Raw genomic sequence first — 24,262 nt, 5'->3', positions numbered from 1 at the left:
GGAATCGGGGGAGATGAAGATGGGTAAGGGAGAACAGATGCTGATCGGAACTGTTGGAAATATGGAATTGGAGAAAGCGGACTTCGATCTTTTTAAAGGACTAAGAAATGTTCGGAAAAAGCTGGAATACGTTTTTTTGGATAAAGGGATTGCTATGGTGCTGGTCGGCTTTTTGCTTGGACGAGCTTTAATATTATCGCAGCTCAGCCCATTTGCCCTCCCGTTTTTCGCTTGTGCCTATATGTTGCGAAGGCGAAGATCGCCGCTTGTCCTGCTGGGATTGATGGCCGGGGCATTGACCATATCCCTCAGCAATGTGATCTTTATTTTTACAGCAAGTATTCTATTTTTAATTTCATTCAGAATGATGGAAAAAATCCACGAAGCACCTATAAAGGCTGTTCCTTACTATGTGTTCTGTATTTCTTTTTTGATCAAATGCTCAGTTACATATTTCCAGAACGGACAAATTTTACAAAATTATGATCTCATGATGGCTGGCGTGGAAGCGGGATTAGCCTTTGTGCTCGTTTTTATATTCATGCAAAGCATTCCATTTTTGACGACACTAAGGAAGACGAAAGCTTTAAAAACGGAAGAAGTGATCAGCTTGATGATTATGCTTGCTTCTGTGATGACCGGGACGATTGGCTGGACGATATATGACTTGTCCATTGAACATATTATGTCGCGTTATCTTGTTTTGGTTTTTGCTTTTACCGCGGGGGCAGCGGTAGGATCGACCGTCGGTGTTGTAACAGGGCTGATTTTCAGCTTGGCGGACATGTCCAGCTTTTATCAGATGAGTTTGCTTGCTTTTGCCGGTCTGCTCGGCGGCCTTTTGAAGGAAGGGAAACGGGCTGGAACCGCCATTGGTCTCATGATTGCCACGTTGCTTCTAGGAATGTACGGAAGCCAAGGAGGCGCGTTAAGCATTTCCATGTATGAGTCCATTCTAGCTGTGCTGTTGTTATTTTTAACCCCTTTGCCTTTCACAGAACGATTGGCGCGCCATATCCCCGGTACTGCGGAACATGCGCTTCATCAACAACAATACGCCCGAAAGGTAAGGGACATAACTGTTCGCAGGGTGGAGCAATTTTCCTCTGTGTTCAAAGCGCTGTCAACCAGTTTTTCGCAACCCGAGAAATGGGCTGATCCTGAAAAGGAAGAACAAGAGTATGACCTGTTTTTAAGCAAGGTGACAGAAAAGACATGCCAAACTTGTCATAAAAAATCCCAATGCTGGGGAGCGCAGTTTGATAAAACATATGAATTAATGAAGCAAGTTATGCATGAAATGGACGATAAAACCGGTTTTATCCCCGTACAAGTGTATCGGCCGCTGGAAAAGCATTGCAGCAAGGCTGGAAAGGTAAGGGATGTGATCCATCAGGAACTTGTGTTTTATCAAGCGAATAAGAGGTTGCAAAAGCAGGTGCAGGAGAGCCGGAAGCTTGTGGCCGAGCAGCTAATGGGCGTTTCAGAGGTGATGATTGATTTTGCAAAAGAGATGAAACGCGAGCAAAACAATCATCATCGACAGGAAGAACTTCTTTTGGAATCTCTTCAGGACTTTGGGATCGATATTGAACAAGTTGAAATATACAGTTTGGAACCGGGTGGGATTGATATTGATCTTATGATCCCCGGCTGGTACGGAAACGGGGAGGCGGAGAAAATCATCGCCCCACTTTTGTCAGATATTTTTAACGAGACCATTATCGTGAAACATCGGGAAACGGCTGACTTCCCGCAAGGGTTTCATTACGTAACGCTTAGGTCCGCAAAAGCCTATGCGGTTGAAACTGGTGTGGCCCATGCGGCAAAGGGCGGTGGGTTCTTATCAGGAGACAGCTACTCAACAATTGAGCTTGGTTCGGGAAAATTTGCCCTTGCGATCAGCGATGGAATGGGCAATGGCGAAAGAGCCCATCAGGAAAGCAATGAAACATTGAAATTACTTCAAAAGATATTGCAGTCCGGAATCGAAGAAAAAGTGGCGATCAAATCAATCAACTCTGTCCTTTCTTTACGGACAGATGACGAAATGTTTTCCACTCTTGATTTGGCCATGATCGACTTACAGACGATAGAAGCAAAATTCATTAAAGTAGGTTCTGCTCCAAGCTTTGTCAAAAGGGGGAATAAAATTAAAAAAATAGAGGCCGGGAACTTGCCGATAGGGATTCTGGATGACTTTGATGTTGATATTGTCAATGAACAATTGAAGCCGGGCGACTTGCTCGTCATGATGAGTGATGGTGTCTTTGAAGGGCCAAAGCATGTAGAAAATTATGAATTATGGATGAAAAGGAAGTTGCGGGAGATCCAGACTGATGAACCGCAGGCAATTGCAGATTTAATCATGGAAGAGGTGATCAGAACCCGCTCCGGTGCCATTCCGGATGATATGACGATTATCACTGCAAAAATTAAGCATAACACACCAAAATGGGCAGCCATTCCAATCAACAAGGCAACAAGAAAGATTTCAAGTGTCAGCTAGTATAAAAACCCCTATTTCCGGCGACGCTGGTAAAAGTTATCAGGCATGATAAGAGCCGAAAATGGAGGTAATAATTGTGAAAGCAGGCACTTTAAAACAAATGCTTTTGATCACGGACGGCTGTTCCAATAAGGGCGAGGATCCGGTTGCCATGGCAGCCTTGGCCCAAGAGCATGGGATCACTGTCAATGTGATCGGCGTGCTTGAAAATGACTCGATCGATGAAAAAGGGATTACGGAAATTGAAGGCATTGCCCAAGCAGGTGGGGGCATCAGCCAAATCGTTTATTCGGAAAACCTATCCGAAACCGTTCAAATGGTAACAAGAAAAGCGATGACACAAACATTGCAAGGAGTAGTAAATCGGGAACTGCGACAAATATTGAGCAAAGAAACTTCCCTTGAAGAGCTTCCTCCGGAGCAAAGAGGAGAAGTCATGGATGTGGTTGATGAGCTTGGTGAAACTGCCGAACTGCAAGTGGCTGTTCTTATTGATACGAGTGCAAGCATGAAATTCAAATTGCCAACCGTAAAGGAAGCACTGCTCGATTTATCTTTAAGTTTGAATGCCCGGACAGGAAATAATCAATTTTCTGTCTGTATATTTCCCGGGAAACGAGTTGACACAGAACAATTGGTGGATTGGACGCCAAAGCTGGATGCGCTGACGAGTGTGTTTCCAAAATTAACGGCTGGCGGCATCACACCCACAGGTCCAGCCGTCCGAGAAGCGATTGGCATGTTCAAGAAAAAACGCTCATTAAGGGGGCTGTTCGCCAGAGATGATGACGAACAAATCCTGGACGAATCGATGTAATGTCCTTCCGGGCACGGTCATACGAGGGAAGTGGCATCACAACAGATACGTCATTATAAAAAAACTGGGGAGCGGTGCCAACGGAATTGTCTATCTTGCTGAAGGCGCAGGCGGTTATACCGCCATAAAGATGAGTGACGATAGTATGTCAATCATATCGGAGGTCAATGTCTTAAAGGAACTTGCAAAGGTCCAGGGATCTGTCCTTGGACCTTCCCTTTTGGATGTTGATGATTGGGAACAGCCGCGTGAAAAAAGCATTCCTTTTTATGCGATGGAATACATAAACGGCCCAAATTTGCTATCATTTATTCGGCAAAAGGGGACTTCTTGGGCAGGCGTGATGATTGTTCAACTACTGCATCATTTGGAGCAGCTGCATCGTCTAGGTTGGATCTTTTGTGATATAAAACCGGAAAATTTAATCGTATCCGTCAACCCGGCAAAAATCCGCTGTATCGATGTTGGAGGAACGACTAGAAGGGGGCGTGCTGTAAAAGAGTTCACTGAATTTTTTGACCGGGGATATTGGGGTCTGGGATCAAGAAAGGCCGAACCGTCTTACGATCTTTTTTCAACAGCGATGGTGATGATTAATTTATTTTACCCAAATCGCTTCCAGAAAAATAGCGGCGGGATTCACCAGCTAAGAGCATACATTCAAAAGTCGGCGGAACTGTCCCGCTACCAAGAGATATTGGAAAAAGCATTAACGGGGCAATATGCGTCAGCCGAACAAATGAAGAAGGAAATGTTATCCATCATGAGCCGGACCGCCATGAAAAACAGGCGTGTCAAACAGAAGAGAAGTCGAAAAAAGGGCTCCCTCATGGAGACAGCGGCAGTTATTTTTGTCACTTCTTTTCTCTACGGATTGTACATATATTTATTTTTATTATAACAGCAGTTTCATACCTTATTTTGGCCAAAAGTGTTAAACTATGTGCAGAGGGAATTGTTTTTTGAATCTAAATAAGGGAATAGGTAATATGCTGGAATTTGAAAGGAAAACGCTCGCTTTTATTGAAAAACATGGATTGATCACATATGGTGACAAAGTGTGTGCTGCTGTTTCGGGCGGTCCCGATTCGATGGCGCTCCTTCACTTTTTGGTAAAAAGAAGAAACAAGTTTCAAATTGAACTTGCAGCAACCCATGTAGACCATATGCTTCGCGGCAAGGAATCCAAGGCGGACCTTGAATATGTGCGCTCGTATTGCGAAAAGAACAACATCCCTTTTTTTTCAGCCTCTATCGATATTAAACAAAAAATGGAGCAAGATCGCGCAGGCATGCAAGAGACGGCCAGGAAATATCGTTATCTGTTTTTGGCGGATGTCATGAAGCAAATCCAGGCCAATAAGTTGGCTGTTGGACAACATGCTGACGATCAGATGGAAACCATTTTGATGCGATTGACACGGGGAAGCAGCGGCAAAGCTCGCGCAGGGATTCAAGCTATGCGCCCCTTTTCGCCGGGAATGCTCATACGTCCGCTCCTCGGTGTAACGAAAGAACAAATTGAAGAATATTGTATTTTTTACCAGTTGGAGCCCAGGAGGGACCCAAGCAATAACCACCCCGATTATACGAGGAACCGCTTTCGACTGGATGTGCTCCCCGTTTTGAAAAGAGAAAACGAAAAAGCGCATGAACATTTTCAGCGATTCAGCGAAGAAGTGTTACAAGATGAGAAATTTCTGGAAGAGCTTGCAAAACGGGAAATGGAGACCGTTTTAAAAAAAGATAAAAGAGAAATTCTTGTCAATATTCCTGCTTTTTTAAAAGTGCCTTTGCCTTTACAAAGAAGAGGTATTCATCTAATATTAAGCTATCTTTACAAGAAAAAAATCGGCCTGATTACAACTCGCCATTTATCGTCAATAGACCGTTTATTAAAAGGAGATCACCCATCTGCAACGCTACAACTTCCCCTTGGGTTGCATATCATCCGGTCTTACGAAAAGTGCCGGTTTACATTTGACAAAAAGGAACTGCCCTTGGAATATCACTATCATCTACATGCCGGGGATAAGGTTTACATCCCGAGCCAATTCACCATTCAATTGGATAAAGTCAGCGGCCAGCGTACTCAGGAAAAGGACGACTTTGTCATTCTGGATCCGGCTTCTATCCAACTTCCGCTCATGGTCAGGACACGGGTTCCCGGTGATCGAATGAGACTGAAAGGCATGAATGGGAGCAAAAAAATCAAAGATATTTTTATTGATGAAAAGGTTCCCTTGGCAAAGCGGGACAGTTGGCCGATTGTCTCGGATGCCGCAGGCCGTATTTTATGGGTGCCCGGAGTGAAAAAATCTTGCTATGATCTCTCTCCTCAAATGAACGAATCCTATTACATATGCATTGCAAAAAGCCTGGGAGGCAGCAAAGTACATGAAAAATGACATTGAAAAAATACTCATTACCGAAGAAGAAATTGAGGCGAAAATTAAAGAAATTGCCAGTCAACTGACAAAAGAGTATGATGGCCGTTTTCCGTTGGCCATCGGTGTGTTAAAAGGGGCTATGCCATTTATGGCGGACCTGTTAAAAAGAGTGGATACATATTTGGAGATGGACTTTATGGACGTGTCCAGTTATGGCAGATCGACCACTTCTTCCGGAGAAGTAAAAATCTTGAAAGACTTGAACACACCCGTTGAAGGCAGGGATATTTTAATTATTGAAGATATTATTGACAGTGGATTGACATTGAGTTATCTTGTGGAACTATTCAGGTACAGAAAGGCAAACTCGATCAAAATTGTCACTTTATTAGATAAGCCATCGGGCCGCAAAGCAGACATACATGCAGATTACGTTGGTTTTGTTGTTCCAAACTCGTTTGTTGTCGGCTATGGACTCGATTATGCAGAGAAATACCGGAACCTTCCTTATATAGGGGTTTTGAAAAGAGAGGTATATGGCAATAATGTTAAAGAATGAATAAGGATGCAATTTGGCGAGCCAATGTGGTTGTAAAGTCTGAAATGTCTATGATACTATTGAATATAGTTTTTTTACCGTGGGAGGAGGCTAGGGATGAACCGGATCTTTAAAAATACGATCTTTTATTTACTCATCTTTCTCGTTCTGATTGGAATTGTCAGTTGGTTCAACAATACCAATGAGACGACAGAAAATATATCGTATAACAAATTTGTCAATCATTTAGAAAACGGGGACATAGATAAGTTTTCCATCCAGCCTGAAAGAGGCGTTTATGAAATAATCGGCCATTTAAAAGGCACTGAAAAAGATAAACAGTTCACGACGTATGTGATGAACAGCCCGGCTATGCTTGACCGCATTGATAAAGCAGCGGCCAACGTTGAAGTATTGCCTGCCAAGGAAACGAGCGGATGGGTCTCGTTCTTTACGACGATTATTCCATTTATCATCATCTTTATTTTGTTCTTCTTCCTTCTCAACCAAGCGCAAGGCGGGGGAAGCCGTGTAATGAATTTTGGGAAAAGCAAGGCAAGGCTTTACACGGAAGAAAAGAAGAAAGTCCGTTTTAAGGATGTTGCTGGGGCCGACGAAGAGAAGCAAGAGCTTGTTGAGGTTGTTGATTTCTTAAAAGATCCGCGCAAGTTCTCGGAACTGGGAGCCCGTATCCCAAAAGGGATTTTGCTTGTAGGACCGCCGGGAACAGGTAAAACGCTTCTTGCAAGGGCAGTTGCCGGAGAAGCGGGAGTTCCTTTTTTCTCCATCAGTGGATCTGATTTTGTTGAAATGTTTGTCGGGGTTGGTGCGTCCCGTGTACGTGATTTATTTGAAAATGCGAAGAAAAATGCACCTTGTATGATTTTCATCGACGAAATTGACGCTGTCGGACGTCAGCGTGGCGCCGGACTAGGCGGCGGCCATGATGAACGGGAGCAGACGCTCAACCAATTACTCGTTGAAATGGACGGTTTTGGCGCAAATGAAGGAATTATCATCATTGCAGCGACGAACCGGCCGGATATCCTGGATCCAGCTTTACTCCGGCCAGGACGTTTTGACCGGCAAATTACGGTAGACCGCCCTGATGTGAACGGCCGGGAAGCTGTACTTAAAGTCCATGCCCGCAATAAGCCTTTAGATGATTCGGTTGATCTAAAAGCAATTGCCATGCGGACACCCGGGTTTTCAGGTGCCGATCTGGAAAACCTGCTTAACGAGGCTGCGCTTATAGCCGCACGGCGCAACAAGAAGAAAATTGACATGACCGATGTGGATGAAGCAACGGACCGCGTCATAGCCGGACCTGCTAAAAAGAGCAGGGTGATTTCGGAAAAAGAGCGAAACATTGTGGCGTATCATGAAGGCGGCCATACGGTGATCGGTCTTGTCCTTGATGAAGCGGAGATGGTCCATAAAGTGACCATTGTACCTCGAGGCCAAGCGGGCGGCTATGCGGTTATGCTGCCGAAGGAAGATCGTTACTTTATGACGAAACCGGAACTTTTAGATAAGATCGTCGGCTTGTTAGGCGGACGTGTGGCGGAAGAAATTGTGTTCGGAGAAGTTTCTACAGGAGCGCATAACGACTTTCAACGTGCCACGAACATTGCCCGCCGGATGGTCACTGAATTTGGGATGAGCGAAAAGCTTGGCCCCCTTCAATTCGGCCAGCCGCAAGGCCAAGTGTTCCTTGGTCGTGATTTGCATAATGAGCAAAACTATTCTGATGAAATCGCTTATGAAATTGATAAGGAAATTCAAAGGATTATTAAAGAATGCTACGAGCGGGCGCGAGCCATTCTCACTGAGCATCGAGATAAGCTTGAGCTGATCGCACAAACGTTATTGAAAGTAGAAACGCTTGATGCGGAACAAATCAGGAGCTTGTTTGATACCGGAAAATTGCCTGAAGCAACGAAAAAGACAATTGATCCGGAAAGTGATGACCAGAAAGTTGAATCCGAAGGCGAGGAGCCAAAAGTGACGATCCAGCCGAAAGACGATTCAACGGATTCATTGGCCATTGAGGAACAACGGCCGGATGATCCGATTGCTCCGCCTGATCATAATGATCCTAAAGATCCACCATCACGCAAAGATGACTAATAATACAAAAGACACCGATTGGGTTCGGTGTCTTTTTGTGCAACGAGTGGTCGTATTCGTGTTGAGCCCAAAGCAACTCTCATCACCATGATGAGCGGATGTGATCGGAAATGTAAGAGGGGAAGTTTTTTTCTGAAAAATGTGATTCTCTATCTACATCCAAATCACAATTATGGTATGATGTGTGAGAAAAAAGTCTGTCATAAAAGTGGTGAGAGTGTTGATTTTTGTCTTGGATGTGGGAAATACGAATACTGTCCTTGGCGTTTATGAAAACGACCATTTAAAATATCATTGGCGAATAGAAACAAGCCGCCATAAAACAGAAGACGAAGTCGGCATGGTCATCAAGTCTTTATTTGAACATGTCGGCCTTCGTTTTGAGCATATTAACGGTATTATTATTTCATCCGTAGTACCGCCACTCATGTTTACTTTGGAGAAAATGTGCGAAAAGTATTTTAATGTCAAACCGTTAATCGTCGGCCCGGGTATTAAAACAGGCCTGAACATTAAATACGAAAATCCCCGGGAGGTTGGAGCGGACCGGATTGTCAATGCCGTTGCCGGAATTCACGTGTACGGCAGTCCGCTTGTAATTGTGGATTTCGGAACAGCCACGACCTTTTGCTATATTAATGATAAAGCTGAATATACGGGCGGGGTGATTGCCCCCGGCATAGGAATCTCGACTGAGGCCTTGTATTCGAAAGCCGCAAAGCTTCCCAGAATTGAAATTACCCATGTTGATGAAATCATTGGGAAAAACACCGTCGCAGCGATGCAGGCAGGGATTCTTTTTGGTTTTGTTGGACAAGTAGAGGGTATCGTTAAGCGGATTATTGAGAAAAGTAAAAAGAGGCCAACGGTCATTGCTACTGGCGGATTGGCAAATCTAATTGCTTCAGAAACGAATATGATCGATATCATTGACCATGATTTAACCTTAAAAGGTTTACATCTCATTTACAAAAGAAATTTATTGGATTGAAAAGGAGAGCTTCTCATGAATGACTATGTCGTGAAAGCCTTGGCTTATGATGGTCAAGTAAGGGCTTATGCTGCTGCCAGTACGGAAACAGTCAACGAAGCCCAATCCCGGCATCATACGTGGCCAACCGCTTCAGCAGCGCTAGGGCGGGCAATGACTGCCGGAGTGATGATGGGAACAATGTTAAAAGGGGAAGAGAAGCTGACCATCAAGGTGGAAGGTGATGGCCCGCTTGGACCCATCATCATTGATGCTAATGCAAAGGGCCATGTAAGGGGCTATGTGGCAAACCCGCAAATCCACTTTGACTTAAACGAGCTGGGCAAGCTGGATGTTCGCCGCGCCGTGGGAACAAGCGGGACACTTACGGTTGTAAAGGATATCGGGCTGCGTGATCATTTTTCCGGTCAGGTGCCGCTCGTTTCAGGGGAGCTTGGAGAGGATTTTACTTATTATTTTGCCACGTCGGAACAAACTCCTTCTTCTGTCGGAGTGGGTGTTCTTGTGAATCCCGACAACTCCATTTTGGCTGCTGGCGGCTTCATTATCCAGTTGATGCCCGGAACGGATGAAGAGATTATTTCAGAGCTTGAGGAGCGGCTCCAACAAACTCCTCCTGTTTCCAAATTGATTCAACAGGGATTGACCCCCGAGGAATTACTTTTTCGCTTAATTGGCAAAGAACATGTTAAAGTCCTTGAAAAATTGCCCATTCAATTTGAATGCAATTGCTCTAAAGAGCGGTTCGCCCGGGCAATTATCAGCCTCGGTAAAGAGGAAATACAAGATATGATAGAGGAAGACGGCAAAGCGGATACACAATGCCATTTTTGCAACGCCGAATACCATTTTACAAAAGCCGATTTGGAAGACATTTTACATGAGGCAACGAAATAAGAAAACTTCTTGAAGCATAGGTGAAAAGGCGCATGTCATCATTGACACTGGGGAAACAACATGGTAAGTTTAAATAAACCAATACAATTACTCGGAATTAGAGGTGGAGAGAAATGGCGCAAATAGCGAACTCGATTACGGAACTTATTGGCAACACCCCGATCGTCAAGCTAAATCGAATAGTTGAAGAAGACAGCGCAGAAGTTTACTTGAAATTGGAATATATGAACCCGGGAAGCAGTGTGAAAGACCGGATTGCTTTAGCGATGATTGAAGAAGCTGAAGCCCAAGGGAAATTAAAAGAAGGAGATACACTCATCGAGCCGACAAGCGGCAATACAGGAATTGGCTTGGCGATGGTGGCGGCCGCCAAAGGATATAAGGCCATTCTTGTCATGCCGGATACGATGAGTTTAGAGCGGCGCAACTTGTTGCGCGCATACGGTGCGGAACTCGTATTGACTCCCGGAGCGGAGGGCATGAACGGAGCGATAACAAAAGCTTTCGAGCTTGCAAAAGAACATGGCTACTTCTTACCGCAACAATTTGAAAACGAAGCAAATCCAAAAGTTCACAGAGAAACTACCGGAAAAGAAATTGTGGAGCAAATGGGAGATCAGTTGGACGCATTCATTTCCGGAATAGGAACGGGCGGAACGATTACAGGAGCCGGAGAAGTCCTGAAAGAAAAATACCCCGACATTAAAATTTATGCTGTTGAACCGAAAGATTCACCAGTTTTATCGGGTGGAAAGCCTGGCCCGCATAAAATTCAAGGGATCGGAGCCGGTTTTGTTCCATCTATTCTTAATACGGAAGTTTATGAAGAAATCATTCAAGTGACGACGGAAGAAGCATTTGAACAGGCAAGGAGAGCAGCTAAAGAGGAAGGAATTCTTGGCGGGATTTCTTCAGGGGCAGCCATTTCAGCTGCTTTGTCCGTGGCTAAGAAACTTGGAAAGGGCAAGAAAGTGTTAGCGATTATTCCAAGTAATGGCGAGCGCTATTTGAGTACGGCTCTTTATCAATTTGAAGATTAATACTTCGAATAGGAACTAGAATACATTTTTTATAATGACATCCGGCAAGCCCAAACGGGCTTGTCTTTTATTTTTCATTTTACAAATAAAACGGTAAACTAAAATGAGACAGTTAACCAAGGGGATGTGAGTGGCAGTGATGGAATGTGGACCATATACACTGGATTTTACAAAAAAAACATACATAATGGGAATATTAAATGTAACGCCGGATTCGTTTTCGGATGGCGGCCGCTATGAGAATTCCACCTTGGCGGTAGAGCATGCCAAGGAAATGGTAAGGAACGGTGCCGATATCATCGACATTGGCGGGGAATCGACGCGTCCGGGTCATGAACCTGTTTCCGCAGAGGAAGAAATTTCGCGTGTCATACCGACCGTTACAGCTATTGCTTCAAGTGTTCCAGTTCCAGTTTCAATTGATACGTACAAAGCGGAAACAGCTCAAGCGGCTGTTCTGGCTGGCGCTCATATGATCAATGATATATGGGGAGCCAAAAAGGACCCGGAAATAGCGGCGGTTGCTGCTGAAGAAAATGTCCCGATCATCTTGATGCATAACCGGGACAATCGACAATATACAAACTTTGTAAGAGATGTTTTGACCGACATTTATGAAAGTATTTCTATTGCTAAAAAAGCGGGGGTCCCTGACTCGCACATTATTCTTGATCCGGGGATCGGATTTGCCAAAGACATCCACGAAAATATAGAAATGATGCGCAATTTGGATAAGCTTGTTGGCCTCGGCTTTCCTGTTCTCCTTGGAACTTCGCGTAAACGGATGATCGGAACGGTTTTAGATCTGCCTGTAGGGGAACGTATGGAAGGAACGGGCGCTACAGTTTGTTACGGAATTCAAAAAGGGTGCCACATCATGCGGGTTCATGATGTAAAAGAGATGAGCCGGATGGCGGCCATGATGGACGCACTTGTCGGAAAGGGAGAGTGGAATGGATAAAATCTTCATGAATGAAATGGAGCTTTATGGATACCATGGTGTTTTTCCGGAGGAAGCCAAGCTTGGACAGCGATTTAGGGTCAGCGTGGTGATTGAAACGGACTTGCAGCCCGCTGGATTGTCGGACGCTTTGGAAAAAACGATTAATTATGCTGAAGTATATGACTTGTGCAAGGAGATTGTGGAAGGCAAACGATACCAATTAATTGAAGCTGTTGCGGAACAGATTGCTGCTGCAATCCTGGACAGTTTCACAATGGCGCATAGCACAACTATTAAAGTCATCAAGCCAAATCCGCCCATCCCGGGGATTTACGAATCAGTTGCCGTGGAAATTACAAGGAGGCGCCATGGATAACATCGCTTATTTATCCTTGGGTTCAAATATAGGTGAAAGGGAAAAATTCCTTCTGGATGCTGTAAGGGAATTAAAGAATACGGAAGGCATTTGTGTTAAGCAAGTTTCTTCCATCTATGAAACCGATCCGGTTGGCTACACAGACCAAGCCCCTTTTTTAAACATGGCCGTCAAAATCGCGACGTCCCTTTCGCCAGAGGAGTTGTTATCCAAGTGTCTTTTCATAGAGAAAACGCTGGGACGGGTGCGTAAATACAAATGGGGTCCCAGAAAAATCGACCTTGACATTTTATTATATAATACCGAAAATATTGAGATGGAGGTTTTACAAATCCCTCACCCTCGAATGACGGAAAGAGCATTTGTCCTCGTTCCGTTATTGGAGATTGATGGAACATTAGAACTTCCAAACAACGATGTTTCTTTAGCTAAACGATTGGACGAAATACCTGACAAAGAAGGTGTTCGCTTATGGAAACAGATAAATGGGGAAGGCGCATCCGCGCTTTTCGAAAATTAAAAGGTTACACGCAAGAGGGTCTTGCGAAAGATATCGGTGTTTCCGTTTCGGTATTGGGAGAAATTGAAAGAGGCAGCCGTTTGCCTTCCGATCATATACTTGTCCAAATTTCAGAGTTACTGAACGTTTCTGTCGAGGAATTAACGCCTCCAGATGAATTGGGCGATGAAAACTAAAGAAAGGAGGATGTATGTAATGTTAAAGATTGGAAATATTAAAATGAAGAATCCTGTTGTGCTGGCACCAATGGCAGGAGTTTGTAACTCCGCTTTTCGTCTGACGGTGAAAGAATTTGGAGCCGGACTTGTTTGCGCTGAAATGATCAGTGACAAAGGAATTGTATTTAAAAATGAAAAAACGATGAATATGCTTTATATTGATGAAAGGGAAAAGCCGCTATCCCTGCAAATATTTGGCGGTGAGAAAGAAACCCTTGTTGAAGCAGCCAAATTTGTTGATAAAAATACGAATGCGGATATTATCGACATCAATATGGGATGCCCCGTCAATAAAATTATTCGTTGCGAAGCAGGAGCCAGATGGCTTTTGGAACCCAATAAAATTTATGATATGGTTGCAGCCGTAGTAGATGCAGTTGAAAAACCTGTTACAGTAAAGATGCGGATCGGCTGGGATGATGAACATATTTTTGCCGTGGAAAATGCCCAAGCCGTCGAGCGGGCAGGGGGCGCCGCCGTATCCATGCATGGGCGAACCCGCGTTCAAATGTACGAAGGGGAAGCGAATTGGGACATTATACGAGAAGTGAAGCAGTCCATTAACATTCCGTTGATTGGAAACGGAGATGTAAAAACCCCGCAAGATGCCAAGAGAATGTTGGAAGAGACTGGAGTGGACGGGGTTATGATCGGCCGCGCGGCATTGGGTAATCCCTGGATGATATACCGGACGGTCAAGTATTTGGAAACGGGCGAACTTATGGGAGATCCGACGGTTAAAGAAAAGATTGATGTATGCAAACTCCATCTCGATCGCCTGATAGCGTTAAAAGGAGAAGAGGTAGCAGTGCGGGAAATGCGCAAACACGCTGCGTGGTATCTGAAAGGCATCCGTGGGAGCGGCAAAGTGAGAAATGCAGTAAATGAATGCAATAAAAGAGACGAGCTTGTCCGCTTGCTTGACACACTTGTGGACGAAGTGGAAGGCAGAGAGAGAAAAGCGGGATAAAGAATGGACCTTATTTTTACTGCCAGCTAATGGCAGTTTTTTTCATAGAGGGTGTTCCTGACATTAATTTTATGTAAAATGAGGGTATTATGGAGAATGGAGTGGAAAAAATGAGCCATGAAGAGTTGAATGATCAAATTCAAGTCCGGCGCGATAAAATGGGCGCTTTGCGGGAAAAAGGAATAGATCCGTTTGGCAAACGATTTGAGCGTACGGGGCTGACAGACGAAGTTATAGAATTATATGGGGAAAAAACGAAAGAAGAGCTGGACGAGCTTGCCAAGTCGGTTACGATTGCCGGCCGCATTATGACAAAGCGCGGAAAAGGAAAAGCAGGCTTTGCACATATTCAAGATCTTGCCGGACAAATTCAAATATATGTACGAAAAGATGCGGTAGGAGAAGAACAATACGATCTATTTTTATCTGCCGACCTTGGTGATATTGTTGGCGTAACTGGCACTGTATTTAAAACAAAAGTTGGCGAGTTGTCGATTAAAGCACAGCAATTTATATTCCTAACAAAAGCGCTCCGCCCGCTTCCTGAAAAATTCCATGGCTTAAAAGACGTGGAACAGCGGTACCGCCAGCGTTATCTAGATTTAATCACCAATGAAGAAAGCAAAGAAACATTTATTGCCAGAAGTAAGATCATTCAGGCGATGCGGCGCTATTTAGATGGTCAAGGGTTCTTGGAAGTGGAGACGCCTATGCTTCATGCCATAGCAGGCGGAGCAGCGGCACGTCCTTTTAAAACACATCATAACGCACTGGACATGCCTTTTTACTTAAGGATCGCTATTGAACTTCACTTAAAGCGCCTTATTGTCGGCGGAATGGAAAAAGTATATGAAATTGGCCGGGTATTTCGGAATGAAGGAATTTCTACAAGGCATAACCCGGAGTTTACGATGATAGAATTATACGAAGCGTATGCCGACTTCAATGATATTATGGAGCTTACTGAAAATATGATTGCCTCTATCGCCAAGGAAGTTTTGGGAACAGTATCCATAAAATACGGCGATCACGATGTAAATTTGGAACCGAAATGGCGGCGTCTCCATATGGTGGATGCGGTCAAAGAATATACAGGCGTGGATTTTTGGCGTGAAATGACGGATGAGGAAGCCATTCGACTTGCAAAAGAGCATAATGTGGAAATTACGGATCATATGACTTATGGGCATATTGTCAATGAATTTTTCGAGCAACTCGTAGAAGAAAAATTAATCCAACCAACATTTATATACGGGCATCCGGTAGAAATTTCACCACTTGCGAAGAAAAACGAAGAAGACCCGAGATTTACAGACCGCTTTGAATTATTTATCGTAGGCCGTGAACATGCAAATGCCTTTACAGAGCTGAATGATCCGATTGATCAACGGCAGCGGTTTGAAGCTCAGCTTCAGGAGCGTGAACTTGGAAATGATGAAGCGCATGAAATGGATGAAGACTTCCTAGAAGCGCTTGAATATGGAATGCCGCCGACAGGTGGTCTCGGAATAGGAATTGATCGGCTGGTCATGCTATTAACGAACTCTCCCTCTATCAGAGATGTTCTGCTCTTCCCTTTAATGAGACAGAGAGATTAAGATGGCCTTGTGAAAGAACCCTATACGTTAGGGTTCTTTCCTCTTCATATCATTTTTAAAATAAAATTTCAAAAAACCTATTGCCAAGCAAGTGAAAAGGTGTTATATTAATAATCGTTGTCTGAACGAGCGAGAGCGTCGCGATAAAAAAGATTTTAAAAAGTTGTTGACATCTTCTCGTCAGATTGATATACTAATAAAGTCGCTCAAAAGAGCGGCGCCAAGTTTGATCTTTGAAAACTGAACGAAACGAAACGTCAATCAATAATTGATTAGTCAGCTTTAATTATGAGCTAACCAAACTTTTACATGAGAGTTTGATCCTGGCTCAGGACGAACGCTGGCGGCGTGCCTAATACATGCAAGTCGAGCGGACAAAAGAGGAGCTTGCTCCTTTTTAGTCAGCGGCGGACGGGTGAGTAACACGTGGGCAACCTGCCTGTAAGACTGGGATAACTCCGGGAAACCGGGGCTAATACCGGATAATTTCTTTTTCCGCATGGAGAAAGGATAAAAGACGGCTCTGCTGTCACTTACAGATGGGCCCGCGGCGCATTAGCTAGTTGGTGGGGTAACGGCCTACCAAGGCAACGATGCGTAGCCGACCTGAGAGGGTGATCGGCCACACTGGGACTGAGACACGGCCCAGACTCCTACGGGAGGCAGCAGTAGGGAATCTTCCGCAATGGACGCAAGTCTGACGGAGCAACGCCGCGTGAGTGATGAAGGTCTTCGGATCGTAAAACTCTGTTATCAGGGAAGAACCCGCATCGGAGTAACTGCCGATGCGTTGACGGTACCTGACCAGAAAGCCACGGCTAACTACGTGCCAGCAGCCGCGGTAATACGTAGGTGGCAAGCGTTGTCCGGAATTATTGGGCGTAAAGCGCGCGCAGGCGGCTTCTTAAGTCTGATGTGAAAGCCCACGGCTCAACCGTGGAGGGTCATTGGAAACTGGGAGGCTTGAGTGCAGAAGAGGAGAGCGGAATTCCACGTGTAGCGGTGAAATGCGTAGAGATGTGGAGGAACACCAGTGGCGAAGGCGGCTCTCTGGTCTGTAACTGACGCTGAGGCGCGAAAGCGTGGGTAGCGAACAGGATTAGATACCCTGGTAGTCCACGCCGTAAACGATGAGTGCTAAGTGTTAGGGGGTTTCCGCCCCTTAGTGCTGCAGCAAACGCATTAAGCACTCCGCCTGGGGAGTACGGCCGCAAGGCTGAAACTCAAAGGAATTGACGGGGGCCCGCACAAGCGGTGGAGCATGTGGTTTAATTCGAAGCAACGCGAAGAACCTTACCAGGTCTTGACATCCCGATGCCCGCTTTAGAGATAAAGTTTTCCCTTCGGGGACATCGGTGACAGGTGGTGCATGGTTGTCGTCAGCTCGTGTCGTGAGATGTTGGGTTAAGTCCCGCAACGAGCGCAACCCTTGATCTTAGTTGCCAGCATTAAGTTGGGCACTCTAAGGTGACTGCCGGTGACAAACCGGAGGAAGGTGGGGATGACGTCAAATCATCATGCCCCTTATGACCTGGGCTACACACGTGCTACAATGGATGGTACAAAGGGCCGCGAGACCGCGAGGTGGAGCGAATCCCATAAAACCATTCTCAGTTCGGATTGCAGGCTGCAACTCGCCTGCATGAAGCCGGAATCGCTAGTAATCGCGGATCAGCATGCCGCGGTGAATACGTTCCCGGGCCTTGTACACACCGCCCGTCACACCACGAGAGTTTGTAACACCCGAAGTCGGTGGGGTAACCATTTGGAGCCAGCCGCCGAAGGTGGGACAGATGATTGGGGTGAAGTCGTAACAAGGTAGCCGTATCGGAAGGTGCGGCTGGATCACCTCCTTTCTAAGGATAATTGAAATGTGGAGGCGACTGCTCGGCTGCGACCAGCGCTGGAACTTCTGACGAAAAGTCCGCAGGACTTTACAGAAGAAGCGAAGCGACCTCGAGCAGCCAGGAGCCGCAACTGGACATTTCCAAATAGATACAACTTGACGCTTTCGTTTCGTTTAGTTTTGAGAGGTCAAACCTTTCTCTCTTTATGAGAAACAACTCTCAAAACATGTGCTCTTGCGGTACAGCGTGTTCGAGGAACTTCACCTCGTCGCAAAGCTGCATGAAGCATTAGCGCTGATGAATCACATGATGTGATGGAAGTCAGCAACTTCGTTCTTTGAAAACCGGATAACATGAGAAGAAACAAACCGAGAATCGTTCACCTTATGGATGATCCATTATGGAGCAACCATAAGAAGTGTAAAACCTTTAGGTTTGAGTGTCAGTATCACTCAACCAAGGGCAACGAGAAGCGAGAAGATCAAGGAAGCGACCGAATGAGCGCCAGAGCGCACTACGAGTGCGTGATGACGTGAATGAGGGAGCTGACACAGAGATTCGATGCTAATCGTTGACCGAAAAAGATTAAGTTAATAAGGGCGCACGGTGAATGCCTTGGCACTAGGAGCCGATGAAGGACGGGACGAACACCGATATGCTTCGGGGAGCTGTAAGCAAGCTGATCCGGAGATTTCCGAATGGGGAAACCCACTGCCAGTAATGAGGCAGTATCCATTTCTGAATCCATAGGGAATGGAAGGCATACCCGGGGAACTGAAACATCTAAGTACCCGGAGGAAGAGAAAGAAAAATCGATTCCCCCAGTAGCGGCGAGCGAAACGGGAAGAGCCCAAACCGAAAGGCTTGCCTTTCGGGGTTGTAGGACACTCAAAGTGGAGTGATAAAGGAACGGCGTAGACGAAGCGGCCTGGAAAGGCCGGCCAAAGAAGGTAACAGCCCTGTAGTTGAAACGTCGTTCCCTCCCGAGTGGATCCTGAGTACGGCGGGACACGAGAAATCCCGTCGGAATCCGGGAGGACCATCTCCCAAGGCTAAATACTCCCTAGTGACCGATAGTGAACCAGTACCGTGAGGGAAAGGTGAAAAGCACCCCGGGAGGGGAGTGAAATAGAACCTGAAACCGTGTGCCTACAAGTAGTCAGAGCACAATAAGTGTGATGGCGTGCCTTTTGTAGAATGAACCGGCGAGTTGCGATTTCATGCAAGGTTAAGTTGAAAAGACGGAGCCGCAGCGAAAGCGAGTCTGAATAGGGCGCAAGAGTATGAGGTCGCAGACCCGAAACCAGGTGATCTACCCATGTCCAGGGTGAAGGTCAGGTAACACTGACTGGAGGCCCGAACCCACGTATGTTGAAAAATGCGGGGATGAGGTGTGGGTAGGGGTGAAATTCCAATCGAACCTGGAGATAGCTGGTTCTCTCCGAAATAGCTTTAGGGCTAGCCTCAAGGTGAGAGTATTGGAGGTAGAGCACTGTTTGGACGAGGGGCCCTCATCGGGTTACCGACTTCAGACAAACTCCGAATGCCAAATACTTATCCTTGGGAGTCAGACTGCGAGTGATAAGATCCGTAGTCGAGAGGGAAACAACCCAGACCACCAGCTAAGGTCCCCAAGTATACGTTAAGTGGAAAAGGATGTGGAGTTGCTTAGACAACCAGGATGTTGGCTTAGAAGCAGCCACCATTCAAAGAGTGCGTAATAGCTCACTGGTCGAGTGACTCTGCGCCGAAAATGTACCGGGGCTAAACGTATCACCGAAGCTGTGGATTGCAATAGCAATGGTAGGAGAGCGTTCCAAGCGCGGCGAAGTCGTCTTGAAAGAGGCGGTGGAGTGCTTGGAAGTGAGAATGCCGGTATGAGTAGCGAAAGAAGGGTGAGAATCCCTTCCACCGAAAGCCTAAGGTTTCCTGAGGAAGGCTCGTCCGCTCAGGGTAAGTCGGGACCTAAGCCGAGGCCGAAAGGCGTAGGCGATGGATAACAGGTTGAGATTCCTGTACCGCCTCATTGCCGTTTGAGTGATGGAGGGACGCAGGAGGATAAGGCAAGCGCGCAGCTGGAAAAGCGCGTCCAAGCAGTAAGGCCGGTAAGTAGGCAAATCCGCTTACCGTGTAGGCTGAGCTGTGATGGCGAGGGAAAAAAAGTACCGAAGTTCCTGATTCCACACTGCCGAGAAAAGCTTCTAGCGAGGCAATAGGCGCCCGTACCGCAAACCGACACAGGTAGGCGAGGAGAGAATCCTAAGGTGAGCGAGAGAACTCTCGTTAAGGAACTCGGCAAAATGACCCCGTAACTTCGGGAGAAGGGGTGCTTTTTAGGGTGAATAGCCCTGAGAAGCCGCAGTGAATAGGCCCAGGCGACTGTTTAGCAAAAACACAGGTCTCTGCGAAGCCGTAAGGCGAAGTATAGGGGCTGACGCCTGCCCGGTGCTGGAAGGTTAAGAGGAGAGGTCAGCTTAGGCGAAGCTTCGAATTGAAGCCCCAGTAAACGGCGGCCGTAACTATAACGGTCCTAAGGTAGCGAAATTCCTTGTCGGGTAAGTTCCGACCCGCACGAAAGGCGCAACGATCTGGGCACTGTCTCAACGAGAGACTCGGTGAAATTATAGTACCTGTGAAGATGCAGGTTACCCGCGACAGGACGGAAAGACCCCGTGGAGCTTTACTGTAGCTTGATATTGACTGTCTGTGCAGCTTGTACAGGATAGGTAGGAGCCATGGAAACGGGAGCGCCAGCTTCCGTGGAGGCAACGGTGGGATACTACCCTGGCTGTATGGACCGTCTAACCCGCGACCCTGATCGGGTTGGGAGACAGTGTCAGGCAGGCAGTTTGACTGGGGCGGTCGCCTCCTAAAAGGTAACGGAGGCGCCCAAAGGTTCCCTCAGAATGGTTGGAAATCATTCGCAGAGTGTAAAGGCAGAAGGGAGCTTGACTGCGAGACCTACAAGTCGAGCAGGGACGAAAGTCGGGCTTAGTGATCCGGTGGTTCCGCATGGAAGGGCCATCGCTCAACGGATAAAAGCTACCCCGGGGATAACAGGCTTATCTCCCCCAAGAGTTCACATCGACGGGGAGGTTTGGCACCTCGATGTCGGCTCATCGCATCCTGGGGCTGTAGTCGGTCCCAAGGGTTGGGCTGTTCGCCCATTAAAGCGGTACGCGAGCTGGGTTCAGAACGTCGTGAGACAGTTCGGTCCCTATCCGTCGCGGGCGCAGGAAATTTGAGAGGAGCTGTCCTTAGTACGAGAGGACCGGGATGGACGCACCGCTGGTGTACCAGTTGTCTCGCCAGAGGCATAGCTGGGTAGCTATGTGCGGAAGGGATAAGTGCTGAAAGCATCTAAGCATGAAGCCCCCCTCAAGATGAGATTTCCCATTGTCTGGCTTGCCAGGCAACGTAAGATCCCTGAAAGATGATCAGGTAGATAGGTCCGGTGTGGAAGTGTGGCGACACATGGAGCTGACGGATACTAATCGATCGAGGACTTAATCAAACGAAAAAGCGTAGGACGCTCGTCCATCGCTGTAGCTCACTGGAGCTTCTGGCGGAAAAGTCAATCGACTTTGCCAGAAGAAGCGAAGTGACGCAAAGCGATAGCGTCCGGTGCTGGATTGAACAAAAACGGTTCTCGGAAATCTTCTCATGTATCCTGGTTTTGAGAGAATGAATCTCACAACAACATATGTCTGGTGACGATAGCGAAGAGGCAACACCCGTTCCCATCCCGAACACGGAAGTTAAGTTCTTCAGCGCCGATGGTAATGAGGGGCTTCCCCTTGTGAGAGCAGGACGTTGCCGGGCAAACAGGACATCCATATTAATGGGTGTCTTTTTGATTTTTAAAAAGCATTGAGAGCCGAAAGGATATAGTCAAAGTCAAGCATAAAGTCAGGGAGCCGGCTTGATGATGCGGAATGTTTAAGAAAGTATTGAAAGAAACTCAATGTAAGCGAGGATCAGAAGGACCAAGAAGATCGAGGAATCAAGGGAGAGAGACTCGCAATGGGCAATGCCCATGAGAATCGAGCGAGTGCAGATGACGAAGAGATTCGCCGGTCATCATGATCCGCAGCCCGAACACGGAAGTTAAGTTCGCGCGCCGATGGTAATGAGGGGCTTCCCCTTGTGAGAGCAGGACGTTGCCGGGCAAGCGAAAACATAGAGTGGATACGCTCTATGTTTTTTCTGTTTTATTCCGAAATAGCCATTTTTTTGCTTTGGTTTTATTTTGTCGGAAAAAGGCAAAAATATAGATGACCGATCTGATTGCAAAAGAGGCTTTTTTTCGTGTATAATTTAAGTCAAATATAGTCAAAGTCAAGCATAAAGTCAGGGAGGCGGCTTGATGATGCGGAATGTGTCAGATATTATCGAGGAATATTTAAAAAAAGTATTGGAACTTAGTGAAGGCGAAATCGTAGAAATAAAGAGAAGCGAGGTGGCTGATAAGTTTCAATGTGTTCCCTCGCAAATTAATTATGTGATTAACACCCGTTTTACGATGGAAAGAGGATATATGGTAGAGAGCAAGCGGGGGGGAGGCGGTTATATCCGAATTTCCAGGGTGAAAATTCATAATCAGGCCCATCTAATTGATCAATTAAAAGTGCTGATTGGGAAAAAGATCTCTCAAACAAGAGCGGAAGATGTTATTATGCGACTATTGGAGGAAAAAATACTGAACGAACGCGAGGCAAAATTAATGCTAAACGTGATTGACCGGACAGTATTACACATCGATTTACCGGAAAGAGACGAGCTGCGCGCTCGTATGTTAAAAGCGATGCTGTTGTCGATTAAATATGATTAGGGGAAAAGGAGGATGGCTATTATGGTTTGTCAAGAGTGTAAAGAAAGGCCGGCCTCCCTGCATTTTACGAAAGTTGTGAATGGGGAGAAAACCGTTATTCAGCTGTGTGAGCGCTGTGCACAGGAAAAAGGGGAACTTTATTTGCTTCAAGGAGGGACCGGCTTTTCGATCAACGATATGCTTGCCGGACTATTGAATATTGATCCCGCTTATCAGCAAGCGGCTCCGGAATCGATTTCCGGAGGAGTGCTTCAGTGTGAAGTTTGCAAGATGACTTACCCGCAATTTGCCAAGGTTGGGCGATTCGGATGTGCAAACTGTTATAAAACATTTCGGCACCAGCTTGCCCCCATCATTAAAAGACTGCACAGTGGGAATATGGCACATGGAGGGAAAGTGCCTACAAGGATTGGCGGATCTTTGCATTTGAAAAAAGAAATAGAGTTGTTAAAAGAGAAACTCGGTTTTTTGGTTCGGCAGGAAGAATTTGAAAAAGCCGCAGAAGTACGCGATCAAATTCGCTCCCTTGAAAAAAAATTGCATGAAGGGGAGGATAAAAGCGAATGAGTCTCGAAAAGTTTCTTAATCAAGCTCTCAGTTCTTGGATGAGTTCGGAAGGCCCTGATTCGGATATTATTTTAAGCTCCCGCATCAGATTGGCCCGAAATCTGCGAAATTATAAGTTTCCTACGTTGTTTAGCAATGAGGAAGCGAGGGAAATTATTCATAAAATAAATGAAACGATCCAAGTACATGCTTTCCGCGACTACGGTGCATTGGAATTTTTGGAAATTGACGGATTAAAAGATTTGCAAAAAAGAGTGCTCGTGGAAAAGTATTTGATTAGTCCAAGGTTGGCGGAGCAAGCAACCCATGGAGCAGTCTTCCTTTCCGAAAAAGAAGACGTCAGCGTTATGATCAATGAGGAAGATCACATCAGGATACAATGCCTCTATCCGGGCTTGCAAATTATGGAGGCATTGGAACGCGCAAGTAAAATTGATGACCTGTTGGAAGAACATGTTGATTATGCGTTTGATGAGCAGTTTGGCTACTTAACTACATGTCCGACTAATGTTGGAACTGGATTGCGCGCATCCGTCATGGTTCATTTGCCTGCTCTGATTCTTACTCGTCAAATGAATCAGATTATCCCAGCCATCAACCAGTTGGGACTTGTCGTGAGGGGAATATATGGAGAGGGCAGTGAGGCTCTGGGAAACATATTCCAGATCTCCAACCAAATTACATTAGGGAAGTCTGAAGAGGATATTGTGGGCGACCTAATAGGTGTTGTTCATCAAATTGTGGCCCAAGAAAGGGCAGCCCGTGAAGCATTAGTGAAAACATCAAACATACAATTAGAAGACAAAGTGTTCCGATCATACGGGATCTTGGCCAATTGCAGAATTATTGAAACAAAAGAGGCGGCAGAATGTTTATCTGACGTCAGATTGGGCATAGATACAGGATATATTACTCATCTTTCAAGAAACATATTAAATGAACTCATGATTTTGACACAACCAGGATTTTTACAACAATATGCAGGAGGGCCGCTTCGACCTGTTGAACGGGATATAAAAAGAGCGGCGTTAATCAGGGAACGTTTAAAGCTTGAAGAGAAACGGACAGGAGGAGATTAGC

General features: G+C 46.0%; 18 protein-coding genes and 3 rRNA genes. All 21 read left to right on the top strand.

What is annotated here, in order from left to right:
* Positions 1 to 19 precede the first annotated feature (19 nt).
* The 21 genes from spoIIE (at position 20) to NST31_RS10745 (ending at position 24,261) form a co-directional block, all read left to right on the top strand.
* On the top strand, positions 20 to 2,509 hold the full coding sequence (spoIIE, locus tag NST31_RS10845; RefSeq protein WP_077111853.1) for a stage II sporulation protein E: 2,490 nt from the start codon (positions 20 to 22) through the stop codon (positions 2,507 to 2,509).
* 76 nt (positions 2,510 to 2,585) lie between these two features.
* A complete protein-coding gene (locus NST31_RS10840) occupies positions 2,586 to 3,326 on the top strand; it encodes a hypothetical protein (protein WP_339160579.1) in 741 nt (246 codons plus the stop codon).
* Positions 3,295 to 4,227: a serine/threonine protein kinase gene (locus NST31_RS10835; protein ID WP_077111902.1), complete on the top strand. Its 933-nt coding sequence runs from the start codon at positions 3,295 to 3,297 to the stop codon at positions 4,225 to 4,227. The genes NST31_RS10840 and NST31_RS10835 overlap by 32 nt, the downstream gene beginning before the upstream one ends.
* Before the next feature lie 61 nt (positions 4,228 to 4,288).
* Positions 4,289 to 5,734, top strand: coding sequence for a tRNA lysidine(34) synthetase TilS (gene tilS / locus NST31_RS10830; protein ID WP_236017143.1), 1,446 nt, complete (start codon positions 4,289 to 4,291; stop codon positions 5,732 to 5,734).
* Positions 5,724 to 6,275, top strand: a complete 552-nt coding sequence (gene hpt, locus NST31_RS10825; RefSeq protein ID WP_339160577.1) for a hypoxanthine phosphoribosyltransferase — start codon at positions 5,724 to 5,726, stop codon at positions 6,273 to 6,275. The genes tilS and hpt overlap by 11 nt, the downstream gene beginning before the upstream one ends.
* 96 nt (positions 6,276 to 6,371) lie before the next feature.
* Positions 6,372 to 8,384, top strand: coding sequence for an ATP-dependent zinc metalloprotease FtsH (ftsH, locus tag NST31_RS10820; protein WP_077111849.1), 2,013 nt, complete (start codon positions 6,372 to 6,374; stop codon positions 8,382 to 8,384).
* 220 nt (positions 8,385 to 8,604) lie between these two features.
* Positions 8,605 to 9,375, top strand: coding sequence for a type III pantothenate kinase (locus NST31_RS10815; protein WP_171973905.1), 771 nt, complete (start codon positions 8,605 to 8,607; stop codon positions 9,373 to 9,375).
* A 15-nt stretch (positions 9,376 to 9,390) separates the two neighbouring features.
* On the top strand, positions 9,391 to 10,272 hold the full coding sequence (gene hslO / locus NST31_RS10810; RefSeq protein WP_077111847.1) for an Hsp33 family molecular chaperone HslO: 882 nt from the start codon (positions 9,391 to 9,393) through the stop codon (positions 10,270 to 10,272).
* 113 nt (positions 10,273 to 10,385) lie between these two features.
* Positions 10,386 to 11,312 carry a cysteine synthase A gene (cysK, locus tag NST31_RS10805; protein WP_077111846.1) on the top strand — a complete coding sequence of 309 codons (927 nt, stop codon included), beginning with the start codon at positions 10,386 to 10,388 and terminating at the stop codon, positions 11,310 to 11,312.
* 139 nt (positions 11,313 to 11,451) lie between these two features.
* Positions 11,452 to 12,273 (top strand): dihydropteroate synthase, encoded by an 822-nt coding sequence (gene folP / locus NST31_RS10800; protein WP_077111901.1) that lies wholly within the window; start codon positions 11,452 to 11,454, stop codon positions 12,271 to 12,273.
* A complete protein-coding gene (folB, locus tag NST31_RS10795; protein ID WP_077111845.1) occupies positions 12,266 to 12,631 on the top strand; it encodes a dihydroneopterin aldolase in 366 nt (121 codons plus the stop codon). The genes folP and folB overlap by 8 nt, the downstream gene beginning before the upstream one ends.
* Positions 12,624 to 13,151 carry a 2-amino-4-hydroxy-6-hydroxymethyldihydropteridine diphosphokinase gene (gene folK / locus NST31_RS10790; protein WP_077111844.1) on the top strand — a complete coding sequence of 176 codons (528 nt, stop codon included), beginning with the start codon at positions 12,624 to 12,626 and terminating at the stop codon, positions 13,149 to 13,151. Before folB ends, folK begins: the two co-directional genes overlap by 8 nt.
* On the top strand, positions 13,103 to 13,327 hold the full coding sequence (locus tag NST31_RS10785; protein ID WP_077111843.1) for a helix-turn-helix transcriptional regulator: 225 nt from the start codon (positions 13,103 to 13,105) through the stop codon (positions 13,325 to 13,327). The genes folK and NST31_RS10785 overlap by 49 nt, the downstream gene beginning before the upstream one ends.
* A gap of 19 nt (positions 13,328 to 13,346) precedes the next feature.
* Positions 13,347 to 14,339, top strand: coding sequence for a tRNA dihydrouridine synthase DusB (gene dusB, locus NST31_RS10780; RefSeq protein WP_077111842.1), 993 nt, complete (start codon positions 13,347 to 13,349; stop codon positions 14,337 to 14,339).
* Between the two features lie 110 nt (positions 14,340 to 14,449).
* Positions 14,450 to 15,937, top strand: a complete 1,488-nt coding sequence (gene lysS, locus NST31_RS10775; protein ID WP_213089110.1) for a lysine--tRNA ligase — start codon at positions 14,450 to 14,452, stop codon at positions 15,935 to 15,937.
* 305 nt (positions 15,938 to 16,242) lie between these two features.
* A 16S ribosomal RNA gene (locus NST31_RS10770) occupies positions 16,243 to 17,793 on the top strand.
* A gap of 574 nt (positions 17,794 to 18,367) precedes the next feature.
* Positions 18,368 to 21,298: ribosomal RNA gene (locus tag NST31_RS10765) — 23S ribosomal RNA — on the top strand.
* 192 nt (positions 21,299 to 21,490) lie between these two features.
* Positions 21,491 to 21,606 (top strand): 5S ribosomal RNA (gene rrf, locus NST31_RS10760).
* The 16S, 23S and 5S rRNA genes sit together here, the layout of an rRNA operon.
* Before the next feature lie 547 nt (positions 21,607 to 22,153).
* Entirely contained in the window at positions 22,154 to 22,615 is a 462-nt protein-coding gene (locus NST31_RS10755) for a CtsR family transcriptional regulator (protein ID WP_077111605.1), read from the top strand.
* Between the two features lie 21 nt (positions 22,616 to 22,636).
* Entirely contained in the window at positions 22,637 to 23,182 is a 546-nt protein-coding gene (locus NST31_RS10750; RefSeq protein ID WP_077111516.1) for a UvrB/UvrC motif-containing protein, read from the top strand.
* Positions 23,179 to 24,261 (top strand): protein arginine kinase, encoded by a 1,083-nt coding sequence (locus NST31_RS10745; protein WP_077111517.1) that lies wholly within the window; start codon positions 23,179 to 23,181, stop codon positions 24,259 to 24,261. Before NST31_RS10750 ends, NST31_RS10745 begins: the two co-directional genes overlap by 4 nt.
* Position 24,262 lies beyond the last annotated feature (1 nt).

Source organism: Siminovitchia sp. FSL W7-1587 (genome assembly GCF_037963795.1).
In the GTDB taxonomy this organism is placed as follows: domain Bacteria; phylum Bacillota; class Bacilli; order Bacillales; family Bacillaceae_C; genus Siminovitchia; species Siminovitchia thermophila.
This window is presented reverse-complemented; position numbering and strand designations above follow the sequence as displayed.

Coding starts and splice junctions, on each gene's coding strand:
- lysS (WP_213089110.1), top strand. CDS start 14,450: ATGAGCCATGAAGAGTTGAATGATCAAATTCAAGTCCGGCGCGATAAA.
- folK (WP_077111844.1), top strand. CDS start 12,624: ATGGATAACATCGCTTATTTATCCTTGGGTTCAAATATAGGTGAAAGG.
- NST31_RS10785 (WP_077111843.1), top strand. CDS start 13,103: ATGGAAACAGATAAATGGGGAAGGCGCATCCGCGCTTTTCGAAAATTA.
- hpt (WP_339160577.1), top strand. CDS start 5,724: ATGAAAAATGACATTGAAAAAATACTCATTACCGAAGAAGAAATTGAG.
- ftsH (WP_077111849.1), top strand. CDS start 6,372: ATGAACCGGATCTTTAAAAATACGATCTTTTATTTACTCATCTTTCTC.
- dusB (WP_077111842.1), top strand. CDS start 13,347: ATGTTAAAGATTGGAAATATTAAAATGAAGAATCCTGTTGTGCTGGCA.
- NST31_RS10745 (WP_077111517.1), top strand. CDS start 23,179: ATGAGTCTCGAAAAGTTTCTTAATCAAGCTCTCAGTTCTTGGATGAGT.
- cysK (WP_077111846.1), top strand. CDS start 10,386: ATGGCGCAAATAGCGAACTCGATTACGGAACTTATTGGCAACACCCCG.
- folP (WP_077111901.1), top strand. CDS start 11,452: ATGGAATGTGGACCATATACACTGGATTTTACAAAAAAAACATACATA.
- NST31_RS10750 (WP_077111516.1), top strand. CDS start 22,637: ATGGTTTGTCAAGAGTGTAAAGAAAGGCCGGCCTCCCTGCATTTTACG.
- spoIIE (WP_077111853.1), top strand. CDS start 20: ATGGGTAAGGGAGAACAGATGCTGATCGGAACTGTTGGAAATATGGAA.
- folB (WP_077111845.1), top strand. CDS start 12,266: ATGGATAAAATCTTCATGAATGAAATGGAGCTTTATGGATACCATGGT.
- NST31_RS10755 (WP_077111605.1), top strand. CDS start 22,154: ATGCGGAATGTGTCAGATATTATCGAGGAATATTTAAAAAAAGTATTG.
- hslO (WP_077111847.1), top strand. CDS start 9,391: ATGAATGACTATGTCGTGAAAGCCTTGGCTTATGATGGTCAAGTAAGG.
- NST31_RS10835 (WP_077111902.1), top strand. CDS start 3,295: ATGACGAACAAATCCTGGACGAATCGATGTAATGTCCTTCCGGGCACG.